This window comes from Paenirhodobacter hankyongi (assembly GCF_003664585.1).
Taxonomy (GTDB): domain Bacteria; phylum Pseudomonadota; class Alphaproteobacteria; order Rhodobacterales; family Rhodobacteraceae; genus Rhodobacter; species Rhodobacter hankyongi.
On record NZ_RCHI01000019.1, the window covers coordinates 42,955 to 60,424 of the forward strand.

Annotated in this window: 13 protein-coding genes; 11 read left to right on the forward strand and 2 right to left on the reverse strand. The window is 68.6% G+C overall.

Going from position 1 to position 17,470, the window contains the following annotated elements; all coding sequences use genetic code 11:
• Positions 1-228 precede the first annotated feature (228 nt).
• The 4 genes from DYS74_RS16065 to DYS74_RS16080 all read left to right on the forward strand — a co-directional run bounded on the left by DYS74_RS16065 (position 229) and on the right by DYS74_RS16080 (position 6,556).
• On the forward strand, positions 229-1,194 hold the full coding sequence (locus DYS74_RS16065) for a TDT family transporter (RefSeq protein ID WP_121534689.1): 966 nt from the start codon (positions 229-231) through the stop codon (positions 1,192-1,194).
• A 69-nt stretch (positions 1,195-1,263) separates the two neighbouring features.
• A complete protein-coding gene (guaB, locus tag DYS74_RS16070; RefSeq protein ID WP_121534690.1) occupies positions 1,264-2,712 on the forward strand; it encodes an IMP dehydrogenase in 1,449 nt (482 codons plus the stop codon).
• Positions 2,713-2,979: 267 nt separating this feature from the next.
• Positions 2,980-4,152, forward strand: a complete 1,173-nt coding sequence (locus DYS74_RS16075; protein WP_121534691.1) for an RsmB/NOP family class I SAM-dependent RNA methyltransferase — start codon at positions 2,980-2,982, stop codon at positions 4,150-4,152.
• A 202-nt stretch (positions 4,153-4,354) separates the two neighbouring features.
• A complete protein-coding gene (locus tag DYS74_RS16080) occupies positions 4,355-6,556 on the forward strand; it encodes an ATP-binding response regulator (protein ID WP_245965316.1) in 2,202 nt (733 codons plus the stop codon).
• 21 nt (positions 6,557-6,577) lie between these two features.
• Here DYS74_RS16080 and DYS74_RS16085 read toward each other — a convergent pair whose 3' ends face one another.
• Positions 6,578-7,171, reverse strand: coding sequence for a hypothetical protein (locus tag DYS74_RS16085; protein WP_121534693.1), 594 nt, complete (start codon positions 7,169-7,171; stop codon positions 6,578-6,580).
• A 187-nt stretch (positions 7,172-7,358) separates the two neighbouring features.
• Between DYS74_RS16085 and recA the strand changes: the two genes are divergently transcribed.
• The 4 genes from recA (at position 7,359) to DYS74_RS16105 (ending at position 12,368) form a co-directional block, all read left to right on the forward strand.
• Positions 7,359-8,426 (forward strand): recombinase RecA, encoded by a 1,068-nt coding sequence (recA, locus tag DYS74_RS16090; protein WP_121534694.1) that lies wholly within the window; start codon positions 7,359-7,361, stop codon positions 8,424-8,426.
• A 115-nt stretch (positions 8,427-8,541) separates the two neighbouring features.
• Positions 8,542-11,199 carry an alanine--tRNA ligase gene (gene alaS / locus DYS74_RS16095; protein ID WP_121534695.1) on the forward strand — a complete coding sequence of 886 codons (2,658 nt, stop codon included), beginning with the start codon at positions 8,542-8,544 and terminating at the stop codon, positions 11,197-11,199.
• Positions 11,199-11,489, forward strand: coding sequence for a DUF1330 domain-containing protein (locus tag DYS74_RS16100; RefSeq protein WP_121534696.1), 291 nt, complete (start codon positions 11,199-11,201; stop codon positions 11,487-11,489). Before alaS ends, DYS74_RS16100 begins: the two co-directional genes overlap by 1 nt.
• 84 nt (positions 11,490-11,573) lie before the next feature.
• Positions 11,574-12,368, forward strand: coding sequence for a class II glutamine amidotransferase (locus tag DYS74_RS16105; RefSeq protein WP_121534697.1), 795 nt, complete (start codon positions 11,574-11,576; stop codon positions 12,366-12,368).
• Positions 12,369-12,371: 3 nt separating this feature from the next.
• Here DYS74_RS16105 and DYS74_RS16110 read toward each other — a convergent pair whose 3' ends face one another.
• Positions 12,372-13,316 carry an alpha/beta hydrolase family protein gene (locus tag DYS74_RS16110; protein ID WP_121534698.1) on the reverse strand — a complete coding sequence of 315 codons (945 nt, stop codon included), beginning with the start codon at positions 13,314-13,316 and terminating at the stop codon, positions 12,372-12,374.
• A gap of 235 nt (positions 13,317-13,551) precedes the next feature.
• Between DYS74_RS16110 and cysS the strand changes: the two genes are divergently transcribed.
• Genes cysS through DYS74_RS16125 form a run of 3 tightly spaced genes read left to right on the forward strand, consistent with a single transcriptional unit; the run spans position 13,552 to position 17,448 of the window.
• Positions 13,552-15,009: a cysteine--tRNA ligase gene (gene cysS / locus DYS74_RS16115; RefSeq protein ID WP_121534699.1), complete on the forward strand. Its 1,458-nt coding sequence runs from the start codon at positions 13,552-13,554 to the stop codon at positions 15,007-15,009.
• A gap of 46 nt (positions 15,010-15,055) precedes the next feature.
• Positions 15,056-16,678: a citramalate synthase gene (gene cimA / locus DYS74_RS16120; protein WP_121534700.1), complete on the forward strand. Its 1,623-nt coding sequence runs from the start codon at positions 15,056-15,058 to the stop codon at positions 16,676-16,678.
• Positions 16,675-17,448, forward strand: a complete 774-nt coding sequence (locus DYS74_RS16125) for a squalene/phytoene synthase family protein (RefSeq protein WP_121534701.1) — start codon at positions 16,675-16,677, stop codon at positions 17,446-17,448. The genes cimA and DYS74_RS16125 overlap by 4 nt, the downstream gene beginning before the upstream one ends.
• Positions 17,449-17,470 lie beyond the last annotated feature (22 nt).

Here is a 17,470-nt window from a genome sequence, read left to right on the forward strand (position 1 = left end):
GGTGAGGTCATTAAGCATGAAACTGGTAAGCCAGAGCTTAACGGGACGCGGAAAACCGATCTCCGTCCCGACCGTCGACATCTGGGCAACAGGGCGAGGGCACACCAGCCGGCAACCGACCCCTGCGGCGATCGGCCCGGCTTTCCCTTGGCGGCGAAATATTGCAGTCTTCCGCGCGCCCGCCGGCCGAGGCCGTGCGGGCAGGGACAGACAGCGCGCGAGGACAGCATGGCCTTCCACCCCCCGAAACCCACCCCCAAGGGGCTGTGGCGGCGCACGCCGCCGGCGATCTTTCCGGCAACGCTCGGCCTGCTGGGGCTGGCGCTCGGCTGGCGCCGCGGCGTCGGGCAATTCGCGCTGCCGCCGGGGCTTGCCGACCTCTTCCTCGGCGCGGTGGTGCTCTTCGCGCTGTTTGCCCTGCTGACCTATGTGGTGAAGCTGATGCGCCGTCCGGCCGTGGGGCTCGAGGATCTGCGGATCCTGCCCGGCCGTGCCGGGCTCGCGGCGGCGGTGCTGTGCCTCTATCTGCTGGCGCTGGCCTTCGGGCCGATCTCGCCGGCGCAGGCACGGCCGATCCTGCTCCTGGGCATCGTCGCCCATCTTGCGCTCACCGTCGCGGTGCTGTGGACCTTTGCCCATGGCCCGGCCGAGCAGCGCCGGGTGAACCCGGTGTGGCATCTGACCTTCTCGGGCTGGATCGTCGCCGCGCTTGCCGCGCAGGGGCTGGGGCTGGCGACGCTGGCGCTTGCGCTGTTCTGGCTGGCGCTGCTGGCCGCGCTGGTGATCTGGAGCCTCTCGATCGGGCAATTCGCGCAGGAAAGCGTGCCGGCACCGCTGCGCCCGCTGCTGGCGATCCATCTCGCGCCGGCCTCGCTGCTGGGGACGGTGGCGACGGGGTTCAATGCCGGGGGGCTGTCGCTCGCCTTCGCCGCGCTCAGCGTGATCCTGCTGGCGCTCTTCGTGGTGCGGGCGCGCTGGCTGCTTGCGGCCGGGTTCAGCCCGCTCTGGGGGGCGCTGACCTTCCCGCTGGCCTCGACCGCGAGTTTCTGGCTCGCGCTCGGCGGCCCCTGGACGCTGCCCGGCGCGGTGCTGCTGGTCGCGGCCACGGTGATCATCGTGCCGATCGCGCTGCAGATCACCAAGCTCTGGGCGAAGGGGACGCTGGCGATCAAAACCAACGCCGCCATCGCCTGAGGGGGCTTGCATCCGGCGCCGATGCGTGAAACAGGGGCGTGCCAAACGTAGCCTGCCAAGGAGATTCCGATGCAGATTCGCGAGGCGCTCACCTTCGACGATGTTCTTCTCGTTCCCGCCGCTTCCTCGGTCCTGCCGTCGGAGGCCGATGTTTCGACCTTCGTGACGAAGACGATCCGGCTGAACATTCCGCTCCTGTCCTCGGCCATGGACACCGTGACCGAGGCGCCGATGGCGATCGCCATGGCGCAGGCCGGCGGTATCGGCGTGATCCACCGCAACCTCACCGTCGCGCAGCAGGCCGACGAGGTCAGCCGGGTGAAGCGTTTTGAAAGCGGCATCGTCTACAACCCGATCACGCTCACCCCGGACCAGACGCTCGCCGATGCGAAGGCGCTGGTTGCGCGCTACAACGTTTCGGGTTTCCCGGTGGTCGATGCCGCGGGCAAGGTCGTCGGCATCGTCACCAACCGTGACATGCGTTTCGCCACCGATGACCGCACCCCGGTCTCGGCGATGATGACGCACGACAACCTCGCGATCCTGCACGAGCCGGCCGACCGCGAAGAGGCAATGAACCTGATGAAGGCGCGCCGGATCGAGAAGCTTCTCGTCACTGACGGCCACGGCAAGCTCACCGGCCTGCTGACGCTGAAGGACAGCGAGAAGTCGGTGCTCCATCCGCTCGCCACGAAGGACGAGAAGGGCCGGCTGCGCGCCGCCGCCGCCTCGACCGTGGGCGATGCGGGGTATGAACGCAGCTGCGCGCTCGTCGATGCGGGCTGCGACCTGATCGTGATCGACACCGCGCATGGCCATTCGGCAGGCGTCGCGATTGCCGTCGAGCGGATCAAGAAATACCGCGAGGACGTGCAGGTGGTGGCCGGCAACGTGGCGACCGCGGCGGCGACGAAGGCGCTGATCGAGGCGGGCGCGGATGCGGTCAAGGTCGGCATCGGCCCGGGCTCGATCTGCACCACGCGCATCGTCGCGGGGGTCGGCGTGCCGCAGCTCACCGCGATCATGGACGCCTGCTCGGGCGCGGGCGACGTGCCGATCATTGCGGACGGCGGCATCAAGTTCTCGGGCGATTTCTCGAAGGCGATCGCGGCGGGCGCAAGCTGTGCGATGGTCGGCTCGGCGATCGCCGGCACCGACGAGGCGCCGGGCGAGGTGATCCTGTATCAGGGCCGGTCGTACAAGTCCTATCGCGGCATGGGCTCGCTCGGCGCGATGGCGCGCGGCTCGGCCGACCGCTACTTCCAGAAGGATGCGGCGTCGGACAAGCTGGTGCCCGAAGGGATCGAGGGACAGGTGCCCTACAAGGGGCCGGTGGCGACCGTGCTGCACCAGATGGTGGGCGGCCTGCGCGCCTCGATGGGCTACACCGGCAACGCGACGGTCGCGCAGATGCGCGGCGGCTGCGAGTTCGTGCGCATCACCGGCGCCGGGCTGAAGGAAAGCCACGTGCACGACGTGCAGATCACCCGCGAAAGCCCGAACTACCGGATCGGGTGAGCCTTCGAACTGGCGAGCGCCCGACGCGCAAGCGCAGGGTACGCCGCCACGGCAAGTCCCTGATCTCATGCGCAAGGCCGCACCGCCGGCCTTGCGACTTCGCTCGGTGAGGGGGCGCTGCCCCCTCGCGGCCGGGGCCGCTCACCCCCGAGGTATTTCGGTCAGGAAGAAAGCCCCCTGGTTTTTTCCTGGCGAAAATACTCCGGGGGGTGAGGCCGCAGGCCGAGGGGGCAGCGCCCCCGTCTTCCCCTCCCGAAAGGACCCCCGATGACCCCTGCCGCCCGCCTTGCCGCCGCGATCGCGATCCTCGACCAGCTGCGCGACGGCACGCCGGCCGAGCGGGCGCTGACGAACTGGGGCCGGGCGAGCCGGTTTGCGGGCTCGGGCGACCGGGCGGCGGTGCGCGACCATGTCTTCGATGTGCTGCGCTGTCGCGGCAGTTTCGCCGCCCTTGGCGGTGGCGAGAGCGGGCGGGCGCTGGTGCTGGGGCTCGCCCGCGCGCAGGGGCTGGATCTCGCGTCGCTTTTCACCGGCGAGGGGCATGCGCCGGCGCCGCTGACCGAGGCGGAGGCGGCGCGGCTGGCGCAGCCCGTGCCCGACGCGGGCGCGCTGGCCGATCTCGACTGGCCCGACTGGTTGCGCCCGCAGCTGCAGGCGGATCTGGGCGCCGATTACGGCGCGGTGAGCGCGCGGATGCGCGCCCGCGCGCCGGTCTTCCTGCGGGTGAACCTGGCGCGCGGTGACCGCGCCGCGGTGCAGGCGGCGCTGGCGGCCGAGGGCATCGCGACGCGGCCGCATCCGCTCGCCGAGACCGCGCTCGAGGTGATCGAGGGCGCGCGGCGGATCCAGGCGTCGGAGGCCTATCGCGAGGGTCTGGTCGAGTTGCAGGATGCGGCCTCGCAGGCGGCGATCGCGCTGGTGCCGGTCGCGGCGGGGATGCGGGTGCTCGACTTTTGCGCGGGCGGCGGCGGCAAGGCGCTGGCGCTGGCTGCATGCGCGCCCGCGGCGCGGATCGAGGCGCATGACGTCGACCCGGGCCGGATGCGCGACATCCCGGTGCGCGCGGCGCGGGCCGGGGCGCGGATCTCGACCGTGGCGCCGGGCCGGCTGGGGCGGGAATACGACCTTGTCCTGGTCGACGCGCCCTGTTCGGGCTCGGGCACCTGGCGGCGCACGCCCGAGGCGAAATGGCGGCTGACGCCCGAGCGGCTCGAGACGCTGTGCACGCTGCAGGCGCAGATCCTGCGCGAGGCGGCGGCGCGGGTCGCGCCGGGCGGGCGGCTTCTCTACATGACCTGCTCGCTGCTCTCGGTCGAGAACACGGCACAGGCCGCGGCCTTTGCGCGCGAGACCGGCTGGCACATGGACGAGGAACGCCGGTTCACCCCGCTCGATGGCGGCGACGGGTTTTTCGCGGCGCTGTTTCACCGCGGAGATTGACTCGCCCGAGGGTTGTGTCTTCCATCGCATTAACGGGGCCTTAAGCCTTTTGGCCCCGAATGCTGGAAAGACGAATCTGCAAAGGACGAGGCGCGTGTCGCATACCGATCAGCCCCTGCTGCCCTTCGGTCGCGCGGCGGCAAAGCTCGCGCCCGGGGCCATTTACCTTCTGGGCGGGGCGCTTGTCGCGGCCGTTGCCGCCATGCTGGTGCCCGAACGGATGATGACCTTGCTGCTTGCCTCGGTCGCGGGAACGCTGGCCGTTCTCGCGGCGGTGGTGCGGCTTGCGGGATTTTCGCTCGCCCGACGTCGGGCCCGGCTGCGCGAGGCGATCTCGCATTTCGTCGAACAGGATGCCGCTCCCTCCTTCACCACCGATCCCGATGGCGAGATCACCTTCCAGAATGGGGCCGCGCTTGAGCGCTTCGGCTCACGTGGCGGGCAGACGCTCGTGCATGCGATGAGCGAGGTCTTTGCCCACCCCGCGGCGACGCTTGCGCGGATGCAGCAGAAGGCCGCGGCGCTTGGCGCGACGCACGAGGATCTGGTGACCCGGCGCGGCCACGTGCGGCTCTCTGTGCACCAGATCGGTGAGGAAGGGTTCCTGTGGCGGCTCGAGGACATGGCCGAACGGCCGACGGGCGGGCGCGGGGCCGAGACGATCAGCCTGCCGATGCTCACCGCCTCGCGCTCGGGCACGATCCTGTTCATGAACGAGGCACTGCGCCGGATCGTCGGCGAGCGGGTGCGCACGCTGGACCGCATCTTCACCGACCTGCCGTTGCACCCGGGCGAGGAGCACGAGATCGCGACCCCGGACGGGCCGCTGCGCTGCGTGATCGCCGAGATCGAGGGGCCGGGCGGGCGCAGCGAGATCTATCTGCTGCCGCTGCCGGCCGGGCGCGTGGCGCCGCATGATCCGGCCTCCTTCGAGTCGCTGCCGGTGGCGCTGATGCGGCTTGGTGCCGACGGGCGGGTGCTGGCAGTGAACCGCGCGGCGCGCGCGCTGCTCGGTCAGATCGCGCCCGAGGCGCGGCTGTCGGACCTGTTCGAGGGGCTCGGCCGGCCGGTCACCGACTGGGTCGCCGATGCCGTCGCCGGCCGCGCCGACCGTCGCCCCGAGGTGCTGCGCGCCCGCCGCGGCGACCGCGAGGTCTATCTGCAGGTCACGCTCAGCCGGATGGTCGAGGAGGGCAAGGTCGGCCTTGTCGCTGTGCTGTCGGATGCGACGCAGCTGAAGACCCTCGAGGCGCAATTCGTGCAAAGCCAGAAGATGCAGGCGATCGGCCAGCTTGCGGGCGGTGTGGCGCATGACTTCAACAATCTGCTGACGGCGATTTCCGGGCATTGCGACCTGTTGATGCTGCGCCACGACAAGGGCGACCCGGATTATGCCGACCTCGACCAGATCAGCCAGAACGCGAACCGCGCGGCCTCGCTGGTGGGACAGTTGCTCGCCTTCTCGCGCAAGCAGACGATGAACCCGCGCATCATCGACCTGCGCGACACGCTCTCCGATCTGACCCATCTGCTGAACCGGCTGGTTGGCGAGAAGGTGGTGCTGAACCTGACCCATGACCCCGATCTGAAGCCGATCCGTGCCGACAAGCGCCAGCTCGAGCAGGTGATCATGAACCTCGTGGTGAACGCGCGCGACGCGATGCCGGGGGGCGGCGAGATCCGGATCGAGACCGAGAACGTCACCCTGACCGAGGACCTCAGGCGCGACCGCGCCACCGTCGCCAAGGGCGACTGGGTCGTGGTGCGGGTGATCGACGAGGGGGTGGGCATCGCTGCAGACAAGCTGCAGAAGATCTTCGAGCCGTTCTACACCACGAAGCGCACCGGCGAGGGCACGGGGCTGGGCCTGTCGACGGCCTATGGCATCGTCAAGCAGACCGGCGGTTACATCTTCTGCGATTCGGTGGTGGCGAGCGGCAGCTGCTTCACCCTCTATCTGCCGGCGCACGAGCGGCTCGCGCTGGTCGAGCCGGAGGCGGCCGAGGCTTCGGCACCGGTGCTGCCGCCCGAGCCGATGAATGCGACGATCCTGCTCGTCGAGGACGAGGCGCCGGTGCGCGCCTTCGCCTCGCGCGCGCTGAAGCTGCGTGGCTATACCGTCTTCGAGGCCGAGAATGCCGAGGAGGCGCTGCGCATCCTCGAGGACGAAAGCCTGATCTTCGATGTCTTCGTCACCGATGTGATCATGCCGGGGATGGACGGGCCGACCTGGGTCGCCGAGGCGCTGAAGGCGCGCCCCGACACGGCGGTGGTCTTCGTCTCGGGCTATGCCGAGGACGTGTTCCGCGACGGCCGCCCGCCGGTGACAAATTCGGTCTTCCTGCCGAAGCCATTCTCGCTGAGCGAGCTGACCGCGACGGTGCAGAACCAGATTCCGCACTGAGCGGGCGGGAGCGGCACGGCTTCAGCCGAGGCTGTCATAAAGGGCGACATCGGCCGCCATCGTCGTGCGCAGCGCCGCCTCGCTTTCGCCCGTCAGCTTGACGTCTGCGGCGGGGGGCACGTTGACCCGGGGCAGGGTGATCGCGCAGTCGAGCCGGTCCTCGAGGAAATGCACGAAGCGGTCGATCGCCTCGTAACGGAAGATCCGGTCGACGAGCGGCGCGCCTGCGGCATCGGCCAGCACGTCGGACTGCAGCCCGATCTCGCTGCGCAGCGGGTCGGCAGGGTCCATGTAGCTGCGCGCGAAGGTCTCGAAGCTGTGGCGCCGGATCGCCGCGTCCTCGCCGTCGAGGACGTCACGCTGACGGAAGCGATACCAGGACATCAGCCAGCCCACCGGCTCGCGCATCAGCGCGACGGTGGTGAAGCGCTCGCCGCTCGTCGCCTCGAGATAGGGCGCCAGATTCGCAAGATAATCCTGCGCCGCCATGTGCTTGAGCGGATCGGGCCGCTTCATCGCCACCGAGGCGAGCGGCTCCAGTGCGGCCTCGACTGCGGTGGAGCCGGCCTTCGGCGTTGCCAGAAAGACCAGTCGTTGATCCCAGAAGATGAGCATCCTGCCCTCGTTGTCTTGCTTCGTTCGTGCCCCGGGAGAGGGCGTCAAACAATCATTGCAGTCCGTGCGACAGAACAAATCTGTTGCAATGTTCTCGTATTGTGCTCATATGGAACGAAATGAGAACGAATGGCGGACGGCCCCGAGATTGCCGCGGTCGGCGCACTGTGGGATAAGGATACGATCCATGTCAACGGCAGGCCTTTTCGAGATGACTGACAAAAGCAAGGCGGACAAGCAGAAGGCGCTCGAATCGGCGCTGGCTCAGATCGAACGGCAGTTCGGCAAGGGCTCGATCATGAAACTCGGAGCCGAGAACCCGGCGCTGGAGATCGAGGCGACCTCGACCGGCTCGCTCGGCCTCGACATCGCGCTTGGCATCGGTGGCCTGCCGAAGGGGCGCATCATCGAGATCTACGGGCCGGAAAGCTCGGGCAAGACCACGCTGACGCTGCATTGCATCGCCGAGGAGCAGAAGAAGGGCGGCGTCTGCGCCTTCGTCGACGCCGAACATGCGCTCGACCCGCTCTATGCCCGCAAGCTGGGGGTGAACCTCGACGAGCTGCTGATCTCGCAGCCCGACACCGGCGAGCAGGCGCTCGAGATCGTCGACACGCTGGTGCGCTCGGGTGCGGTGAGCATGGTGGTGGTCGACTCGGTTGCCGCGCTGACGCCGAAGGCCGAGATCGAGGGCGACATGGGCGACGCCACGGTGGGCGCCCAGGCCCGCCTGATGAGCCAGGCGATGCGCAAGCTGACCGCTTCGATCGGGCGCTCGAACTGCATGGTGATCTTCATCAACCAGATCCGGATGAAGATCGGCGTGATGTTCGGCAGCCCCGAGACCACTTCGGGCGGCAACGCGCTGAAATTCTATGCCTCGGTCCGTCTCGACATCCGCCGCATCGGTTCGATCAAGGACCGCGACGAGGTGGTGGGCAACGCGACCCGGGTGAAAGTGGTGAAGAACAAGGTCGCGCCGCCCTTCCGCCAGGTCGAGTTCGACATCATATATGGCGGAGGCATCTCGAAGGTCGGCGAGCTGATCGATCTGGGCGTCAAGGCTGGCGTGGTCGAGAAGTCGGGCTCGTGGTACAGCTACGGCGACGAGCGCATCGGCCAGGGCCGCGAGAACGCCAAGCAGTTCCTGCGCGACCACCCCGACATGGCTTATGAGATCGAGGACAAGATCCGCGCGAGTCATGGGCTCGACTTCAGCACCAGCGCCGACGACGAGCCTCTCACCGAGGAGTGAGGGCGCCGATCAACGCCCCTTGTGCAAGGCCGGGCCCATGCCCGGCCTTTTGCTTTCTGGACAGGGGCGGGCGCGAAGGCTAAACGGAAGCAAATTGCCCCGGAAGGCCAGAGATATGCCCAGCCTGAACGATATCCGATCGACGTTCCTCAACTTCTTCGAGCGCAACGGCCACCGCGTCGTCGAAAGCTCGCCGCTCGTGCCGCGCAACGACCCGACGCTGATGTTCACCAACTCCGGCATGGTGCAGTTCAAGAACTGCTTCACCGGCGTCGAGAAGCGCGACTACGTCCGCGCCACCACCGCGCAGAAATGCGTGCGCGCCGGCGGCAAGCATAACGACCTCGACAATGTGGGCTATACCGCGCGTCACCACACCTTCTTCGAGATGCTGGGGAACTTCTCCTTCGGCGACTATTTCAAGACCGGCGCGATCCCCTATGCCTGGGAGCTGCTGACCAAGGACTTCGGCATCCCGAAGGACAAGCTTCTGGTCACCGTCTATCACACCGATGACGAGGCGGCCGAGATCTGGAAGAAGGTCGCGGGCCTGCCCGACGAGCGCATCATCCGCATCGCCACGAAGGACAACTTCTGGCAGATGGGGCCGACCGGCCCCTGCGGCCCCTGCACCGAGATCTTCTTCGACCACGGCGATCACATCTGGGGTGGCCCGCCCGGCTCGAAGGACGAGGACGGCGACCGCTTCATCGAGATCTGGAACCTCGTGTTCATGCAGAACGAGCAGTTCGAGGACGGCTCGATGCGCACCCTCGACATGCAGTCGATCGACACCGGCATGGGGCTGGAACGCATCGGCGCGTTGCTGCAGGGCAAGCACGACAACTATGACACCGACCTGATGCGCTCGCTGATCGAGGCCTCGGCGAACGTCACGAGCCAGGACCCCGACGGCCCCGGCAAGGTGCATCACCGGGTGATTGCCGACCACCTGCGCTCGACCTCCTTCCTGATCGCCGATGGTGTCATGCCCTCGAACGACGGCCGCGGCTATGTGCTGCGCCGCATCCTGCGCCGTGCCGCGCGTCATGCCCACATGCTGGGCGCGAAGGATCCGGTGATGCACCGTCTGGTGCCGGCGCTGGTGCGCCAGATGGGCGAGGCCTATCCGGAACTCGTGCGCGCGCAGGCGCTGATCGAGGAGACGCTGAAGCTCGAGGAGACGAAGTTCCGCGTGACGCTTGACCGCGGGCTCAAGCTGCTCGACGACGAGGTCTCGGCGCTGCCCGAGGGTGGCGTGCTGCCGGGCGATGCGGCCTTCAAGCTCTACGACACCTACGGCTTCCCGCTGGATCTCACGCAGGACGCGCTGCGCGAGAAGGGCATGACCGTCGACACCAGCGGCTTCGACACCGCGATGGCCGAGCAGAAGGCGAAGGCGCGTGCCGCCTGGGCCGGCTCGGGCGAGACCAAGGACGCCAAGATCTGGTTCGAGATCGCAGAAGAGAAGGGCGTGACCGAATTCCTCGGCTATGACACCGAAAAGGCCGAGGGCCAGATCCTTGCGCTGGTGCAGGACGGGGCCGAGGTGAAATCGGCCAAGGGCACGGTGCAGATCGTCGTCAACCAGACGCCCTTCTATGCGGAATCGGGCGGTCAGGTCGGCGATGCCGGCATCATCCGCACCGAGACCGGCGAGGCCCATGTGACCGACACCCGCAAGGTCGCGGGGGTGTTCCTGCACATCGCCGAGGTGACGATGGGCGAGATCTCGGTCGGGCAGGGCGCGCGGCTCGAGGTCGACCACAAGCGCCGCGGCGCGATCCGGGCGAACCACTCGGCCACCCACCTGCTGAACGAGGCGCTGCGCCGCACGCTGGGCGAGCACGTCGCGCAGAAGGGCTCGCTCAACGCCGAGGACCGGCTGCGCTTCGACTTCAGCCATTCGAAGGCGATGAGCGCCGAGGAGATCGCCACGGTCGAGGCCGAGGTGAACGCCTTCATCCGCCAGAACGCCCCGGTCGAGACCCGGATCATGACCCCCGACGACGCCCGCGGCCTTGGCGCGCAGGCGCTGTTCGGCGAGAAATACGGCGACGAGGTCCGCGTCGTGTCGATGGGCGAGCTGCTTGGCTCGGGCAAGGGCCCGGCCGGCAAGACCTATTCGCTCGAGCTGTGCGGCGGCACCCATGTGGCGCGCACCGGCGAGATCGGCGCCTTCGTCGTGCTGGGCGACAGCGCGTCCTCGGCTGGCGTGCGCCGGGTCGAGGCGCTGACCGGGCAGGTGGCGCTTGACTATCTCAAGGGGCAGGCGGCGCTGGCGGCCGAGGCTGCGGCGGTGCTGAAGACCTCGACCGCGGATCTGGTCGAGCGCGTCCATGCGCTGGCCGAGGAACGCAAGCACCTGGCGAACGAGGTGGCGCAGCTGCGCCGCGAGCTCGCCATGGGCGGCGGGGCGTCGGGTGGCCCCGAGGCCGAGGACATCGGCGGGGTCAAGTTCCTCGCGCAGATCGTCACCGGCGTCTCGGGCAAGGACCTGCCGGCGCTGGTCGATGCGCTGAAGGACAAGGTCGGTTCCGGTGCGGTTCTGGTCGTCGCGGACACCGGCGGCAAGGCGGCGGTCGCGGCGGGTGTCACCGCCGACAAGACCGGCACCGTCTCGGCCGTCGATCTGGTCAAGGCGGCGGCGGCGGCGCTTGGCGGTAAGGGCGGCGGTGGCCGTCCCGACATGGCGCAGGCGGGCGGGGCCGATCCGTCGAAGGCCGCCGAGGCGGTCTCGGCCGCGCGTGCGGTTCTGGCGGGGGCGGTCTGATGCCCGGCGCCTACTGGATCGCGCATGTGACCGTCACCAACCCCGAGGCCTATGGCAAGTATGCCGAGGCCGCGGGGCCGGCGATTGCCAAGGCGGGCGGCAAGTTCCTGGCCCGCGGCGCACGCTATGTGCAGCTCGAGGGCAAGGAGCGGGCGCGCAATGTCGTCGCCTGGTTCCCGAGCCTCGAGGCGGCCGAGGCCTGCTATCGCGGGCCCGAGTATCAGGCGGCGCTCGCCCATGCCAAGGGCGCGGCCGAGCGCGATCTGGTGATCGTCGAAGCGATCGAGTGACTTTGCGCGCCGTCATCACCGTGTTACATTGCCGCAATGCAGCATGAGTGAGGGCGGCGCGTTTCGCGCCGTGTGAGAGCCAGAATGTGCCGTTGGGCCGCCTATATCGGACAGCCGACCTTCCTTGAGGATATCGTCAGCCGGCCGGGGCATTCGCTGATCCATCAAAGCCATTGCGCAACGCGCTGCCACACGGCGATCAACGCCGACGGGTTCGGCGTCGCCTGGTATGGTGAAAAGCCGGAACCGGGGCTGTACCGCGACGTGATGCCGGCCTGGTCGGACCCGAACCTGCGCTCGCTCACCGCGACGGTGAAATCGGGGCTGTTCCTCGCCCATGTCCGCGCCTCGACCGGCACCGCGACCTCGCGCAACAATTGCCATCCCTTCGTCGTCGGTCATTGGAGCTTCATGCACAACGGCCAGATCGGCGGTTTCGACGCCTTCCGCCGCGACGCCGAGATGATGATCCCCGATGCCCTCTATCCGCAGCGCAAGGGCGCGACCGACAGCGAGGCGCTGTTCCTGGTGGCGCTCGGCGAGGGGCTCGAGGCCGATCCGAAATGCGCGCTTGAACGCGCCGCGGCACGGTTCGAGGCGCATGCGCGCGAGCGTGGCCATGCGCCCTATCTGCGGTTGACGGCGGCGCTGTCGGATGGCGTGCGGCTTTATGCGGTGCGCTATGCCAGCGACGAGGCGGCGCCGACGCTCTATCACCGCTGGTCGGAAACCCGCCGCGGCCGCGCCGTGGTCTCCGAGCCGCTCGAGGATGACGAGGGCGACTGGCAGGAGATCCCGCCCGGCTCGTTTTGCACTTTCGAGGGCAAGTCGGTGCGGATCGAACCTTTCGCCCCGGCGCTGTGGCAGGCTGCGGCCTGAGCCTCAGCCAGCTTCATTCCCTTTCTGAAGAGTGTCCAGCAAGGCTTTGCGCTGCTTGCGCAATTTCCAGTTATCGAGGCGCGAGAGCGCCTCGTTCGCGGCGCATAGTCCAAGGGTCAGATGGCCCCGCGCGCGGGCATTCTCGAGCAGCAGGTCGACATAGCGCACCGAGTTGCGCCGCGCCCGCAGCATCTGCGCGAGGCTTTCCTCGGTCAGCTCGCGGCGCAGCGCGGCGAGGGCGAGCGGCTTCAGAAGCTCCATCCGCATCAGCACCGGCGGCAGCGCATGGCCGCAGTGGCGCAGCTTCATCTTCATCAACTGCGGAGCGCGGATGCGGGCGACATGCGCCTTGTCCTCGGGGATGAAGGGGTCGTAGAAGATATAGCCGCCTTCGAGGGCCTGCGCGCCGCGGGCAGCGTCGGCCTCGGGCGCGGTCCAGTCGCCGAGCCCCCGGCCATAGCGATAGCGCTTGTCGAAGGGCGCGGCGCGGCGGTTCAGCGTGGATTGCGGTGCGAAGGCGACGGCATGGGCGCGCGGGAAAAAGGGCGCCAGCGCCAGTGCGCCATAGCCCCCCATCGACGACCCGTAGGTCGAGACCTGATCGAACGCGTCGTAAAAGCCGCTGTCGCGCAGCTCGGCCAGCACGGCGAGGATCTCGGGCTCGCGGAACCAGTCGCCGCGCTTGTTCATCACGCCGAGGATCGACCAGCCCTGCTTTGCCACCAGCCCGTAGGCCCAGGGCAGCCGCTCGCCCTTCTCGTGATAGGACGACAGGTTGCCGAGCGTGACGACGAGGTGCTTTGCCGCCTCGCCGTGGCCGGGCAGGAAGGCGAGGCTGTGGTGGGTGTAGTCACGAAAGAATCCCTTGTGCTCCTCGACCAGTTCGAGACAGCGGGCATAGCTTTGCCCCTCGGCAGGGACGGGCGTGTCGGCGGGACGGATCGTCATCGAAATATCGCACGGCTTCTGGTCATCGGCCGCAGCGTGACCGAGGCCGGGGGCAATGTCCAGATGAAGGGGCTTCACAGGCTCGCGGCGGCGCGCTAGAAGATACGCATGAAGAACCGTGCCCCCCTCATCTGCATCATTATTTGCCGCTGACATCCGTCACGCGGGCCGTTCTTCGCATTTCCACAGATCGATGAACCTGCTAAGCCCGCGCCGGGAAAGCCTGCGAGGACTTATGACCGAGATCCGCCTGCACAACACGAAGACCCGCACCAAGGAGGTTTTCGTCCCGCTCGATCCGCAGAACCTGCGCATGTATCTGTGCGGCCCGACCGTCTATGACCGCGCGCATCTGGGCAATGCCCGGCCGGTGGTCGTGTTCGACGTGCTGTTCCGGCTGCTGCGGCTGGTCTATGGCGCGGCGCATGTGAAATACGTGCGCAACTTCACCGACGTCGACGACAAGATCAACGCGACGGCGCGCGCGCGCAAAGAGGCGGGGGCCGAGGGCACGCTCGAGGAGCTGATCCGCGCCCGCACCGAGGAAACCATCGCCTGGTATCACGCCGACATGGACGCGCTTGGCGCGCTGCGCCCGACGCTCGAGCCGCGGGCGACCGATTTCATCGGCGCGATGATCGCGATGATCGCCGGGCTGATCGAGAGCGGGCACGCCTATGCCAAGGACGGCCATGTGCTGTTCCGGGTTCGCAGCTACACCAATTATGGCGCGCTGTCGGGCCGCTCGGTCGACGACATGATCGCGGGCGCCCGGGTCGAGGTGGCGCCGTTCAAGGAAGACCCGATGGACTTCGTGCTGTGGAAGCCCTCGGACGCCGATCTGCCGGGCTGGGACAGCCCCTGGGGCCGTGGCCGGCCGGGCTGGCATATCGAATGCTCGGCGATGAGCTATGAGCTGCTTGGCGCGAGCTTCGACATCCATGCGGGCGGCATCGACCTGCAATTCCCGCACCACGAGAACGAGATCGCGCAAAGCTGCTGCGCCCATCCCGAGGGGCAGTTCGCCCGCTACTGGCTGCACAACGAGATGCTGCAGGTCGAGGGCAAGAAGATGTCGAAGTCGCTCGGCAACTTCTTCACCGTGCGCGACCTGCTCGACAAGGGCATCCCGGGCGAGGTGATCCGCTTCGTCTTCCTGCAGACGCATTACACCAAGCCGATGGACTGGACGCAGCGCAAGGCGGATGACGCGAAACGGGCGCTACTCCGCTGGCGTTCGCTGACTGAAGGTGTCATTGCCACGTATCCGGGGCCCGAGGTTTTAGCGGCGTTGTCGGACGACTTAAATACTGCCGGTGCTTTGAATTTCCTGCAGCATCAGGGGCAAGCCTTAGGGCAGTTGGCAAAAGAGCGAGCGCACCTCGCAGCGGATCACCCCGAAAAGCTTAAGCTGAATGAACAACTCGCAGAGTTCGTTGCCTCGGCGCAGCTGATGGGGCTGCTCGAGCCCGCCATGGGGGCCTGGGCCGCGGCGCCGCAGGCGGATCTCTCCGCCCATGCGGCGCGGCTGTCCGATCTGCGCGCGGCGGCGATGGAGACCAAGGACTTCGCGCCGGTCGACGCGATGAAGGCGGCGCTGCTTGCCGCCGGCGTCGAGGTGCGGATGTCGAAGGCGGGGGTCGAGCTGCTGCCGGGGGCGGGGTTCGACGCGGCGAAGCTGCCGCCGCTCTGAGCGGGCACGGCAACCAGCGGAATTGACGGGGCGGGAGGAGCCAGCCATGGGTCGCGAGCGACTGTATCTTTACGACACCACCTTGCGCGACGGTCAGCAGACCGCCGGCGTGCAGTTCGCGGTCTCCGAGAAGATCGCCATCGCGCGGGCGCTCGACGCGATCGGCATCGACTATATCGAGGGCGGCTGGCCCGGCGCGAACCCGACCGACAGCGAGTTCTTCGCCGAGCGGCCCGAGACGCGCGCGACCTTCACCGCCTTCGGCATGACCAAGCGCTCGGGCCGGTCGGCGGCGAATGACGAGGTGCTGGCGGCGGTGATGAACGCCGCGACGCCCGCCGTCTGTCTGGTCGGCAAGACGCATGACTATCACGTCACCACCGCGCTTGGCCTTGCGCTCGACGAGAACATCTCGAACATCCGCGCCTCGGTCGAGCATATGGTGGCCTCGGGGCGCGAGGCGCTGTTCGACGCCGAGCATTTCTTCGACGGCTACAAGGCGAACCCGGCCTATGCGCTCGAATGCCTGCGCGCGGCGCTCGAGGCCGGGGCGCGCTGGATCGTGCTGTGCGACACCAATGGCGGCACGCTGCCGCAGGAGATCGGCGTGATCGTCACCGCGGTGATCGCCGCCGGAATCCCGGGCGACCGGCTGGGCATCCACTGCCACGACGACACCGGGCAGGCGGTGGCGGGCTCGCTTGCCGCGGTGCTCGCAGGCGTGCGGCAGGTGCAGGGCACGCTCAACGGTCTGGGCGAGCGCTGCGGCAACGCGAACCTCACCTCGCTCATTCCGACGCTGCTGCTGAAGGAGCCGTTCCGCTCGCAGCTCGAGACCGGGATCACCGATGCGGCGCTGGCCGGGCTGACGAAGCTCTCGCGCAAGCTCGACGATATCCTGAACCGGGTGCCGCTGCGCTCGGCCCCCTATGTCGGCGCCTCGGCCTTCACCCACAAGGCGGGGCTCCATGCCTCGGCGATCCTCAAGGACCCGACCACCTACGAGCATGTCGATCCGGCGCTGGTCGGCAATGCGCGGCTCATCCCGATGTCGAACCAGGCCGGGCAGTCGAACCTGCGCGCGCGTCTGGCCTCGATGGGGATCGAGGTCGATCCGAAGGACGCCCGCCTTGGCGCGATCCTCGACGAGATCAAGGAGCGCGAGGACCGCGGCTATGCCTATGACGGCGCGCAGGCCTCGTTCGAGCTGCTGGCGCGGCGCGAACTCGGCCTGCTGCCCGAGTTCTTCTCGGTCGAGCGCTATCGCGTCACGGTCGAGCGTCGGCGCGATGCGCGTGGCCGGATGGGGCACCTGTCCGAGGCGGTGGTCGTCGTCAACATCGGCGGCGAGCGGCGGCTGAGCGTGTCCGAGGGGATCGTCGCCGACGGCTCCGACGGCGGCCCGGTCAACGCGCTCTCGAAGGCGCTGGCGAAGGACCTCGGCCCCTATCAGTGCCACATCGAGGACATGAAGCTGGTCGACTTCAAGGTCCGCATCACCCATGGCGGCACCGAGGCCGTGACCCGCGTCATCATCGACAGCGAGGACAGCAAGGGGCTGCGCTGGTCGACGGTGGGGGTCAGCCCGAACATCGTCGACGCCTCCTTCGAGGCGCTGCTCGACGCGATCACCTGGAAGCTTGCGCGCGACGGGGCGCAGCCGGCATGAGCGATCTCGGGCAAAGCGTGGCCGCCGCCGCGGCGCGGGTCGAGGCGGGCGATCCCGACCGGTTCGCCGCGACGATGGCGGTGCCGGCGGAGGAACGCGCGCGGCTCTGGCCGCTTTACGCGGCGAACCTCGAGATCGCCCGCGCGCCCTGGGCCTCGAGCGAGCCGATGGTGGCCGAGATGCGGCTGCAATGGTGGGTCGATGCGCTCGAGGCGCTGGCGGAGCAGGGCCACGAACCGCGCCACGAGATCGGCGCGGCGCTGGTGCCGCTGCGCGCGGCGGCCCCGCACCTGGTGGCGCTGGCCGAGGCCCGGCGCCGCGATTGCTGGAACGAGCCCTTTGCCGATGCGGCAGAGCTTTCGACCTATCTGGGCGAGACCTCGGGCAACCTGTTTCGCGCGGCAGGCGCGGTCTTCGGCGCCGATGCCGCGGCACAGGCGGTGCTGGCGCGTTTCGGCGCGGCGGCGGGGCTGGCGGCCTGGTTTCGTGCCGTGCCCGAGCTGCTTGCCCGCGGCCGTGCGCCGCTGCCCGAGGTGGCGCCCGAGGCGATCTCGGGCCTCGCCCGGGCGGCGCTGGCCGAGCTGGATGCCGCGCGCCGCGCGCTGCGCCGCGCCCCGGCCCCGGTGCGCCGTGCGATGCTGCCCGGCTGGCAGGCGCCTGCGGTGTTGCGGCTGGCGGCACGCGCGCCCGAGCGGGTGGCGCAGGACGGCCTCGGCCTGTCGGAATTTTCCCGTCGCTTCGGGCTGTTGCGCGCCGCGCTGACAATTTGATGCCGGCGCGTCGCGCTTAAAG

Excerpts from the sequence above, each read along its gene's own strand:
- alaS (WP_121534695.1), top strand. The coding sequence starts at position 8,542 with ATGCCCAGCCTGAACGATATCCGATCGACGTTCCTCAACTTCTTCGAG.
- guaB (WP_121534690.1), top strand. The coding sequence starts at position 1,264 with ATGCAGATTCGCGAGGCGCTCACCTTCGACGATGTTCTTCTCGTTCCC.
- DYS74_RS16075 (WP_121534691.1), top strand. The coding sequence starts at position 2,980 with ATGACCCCTGCCGCCCGCCTTGCCGCCGCGATCGCGATCCTCGACCAG.
- DYS74_RS16125 (WP_121534701.1), top strand. The coding sequence starts at position 16,675 with ATGAGCGATCTCGGGCAAAGCGTGGCCGCCGCCGCGGCGCGGGTCGAG.
- DYS74_RS16065 (WP_121534689.1), top strand. The coding sequence starts at position 229 with ATGGCCTTCCACCCCCCGAAACCCACCCCCAAGGGGCTGTGGCGGCGC.
- cimA (WP_121534700.1), top strand. The coding sequence starts at position 15,056 with ATGGGTCGCGAGCGACTGTATCTTTACGACACCACCTTGCGCGACGGT.
- DYS74_RS16080 (WP_245965316.1), top strand. The coding sequence starts at position 4,355 with ATGCTGGTGCCCGAACGGATGATGACCTTGCTGCTTGCCTCGGTCGCG.
- DYS74_RS16085 (WP_121534693.1), bottom strand. The coding sequence starts at position 7,171 with ATGCTCATCTTCTGGGATCAACGACTGGTCTTTCTGGCAACGCCGAAG.
- DYS74_RS16105 (WP_121534697.1), top strand. The coding sequence starts at position 11,574 with ATGTGCCGTTGGGCCGCCTATATCGGACAGCCGACCTTCCTTGAGGAT.
- cysS (WP_121534699.1), top strand. The coding sequence starts at position 13,552 with ATGACCGAGATCCGCCTGCACAACACGAAGACCCGCACCAAGGAGGTT.
- recA (WP_121534694.1), top strand. The coding sequence starts at position 7,359 with ATGTCAACGGCAGGCCTTTTCGAGATGACTGACAAAAGCAAGGCGGAC.
- DYS74_RS16100 (WP_121534696.1), top strand. The coding sequence starts at position 11,199 with ATGCCCGGCGCCTACTGGATCGCGCATGTGACCGTCACCAACCCCGAG.
- DYS74_RS16110 (WP_121534698.1), bottom strand. The coding sequence starts at position 13,316 with ATGACGATCCGTCCCGCCGACACGCCCGTCCCTGCCGAGGGGCAAAGC.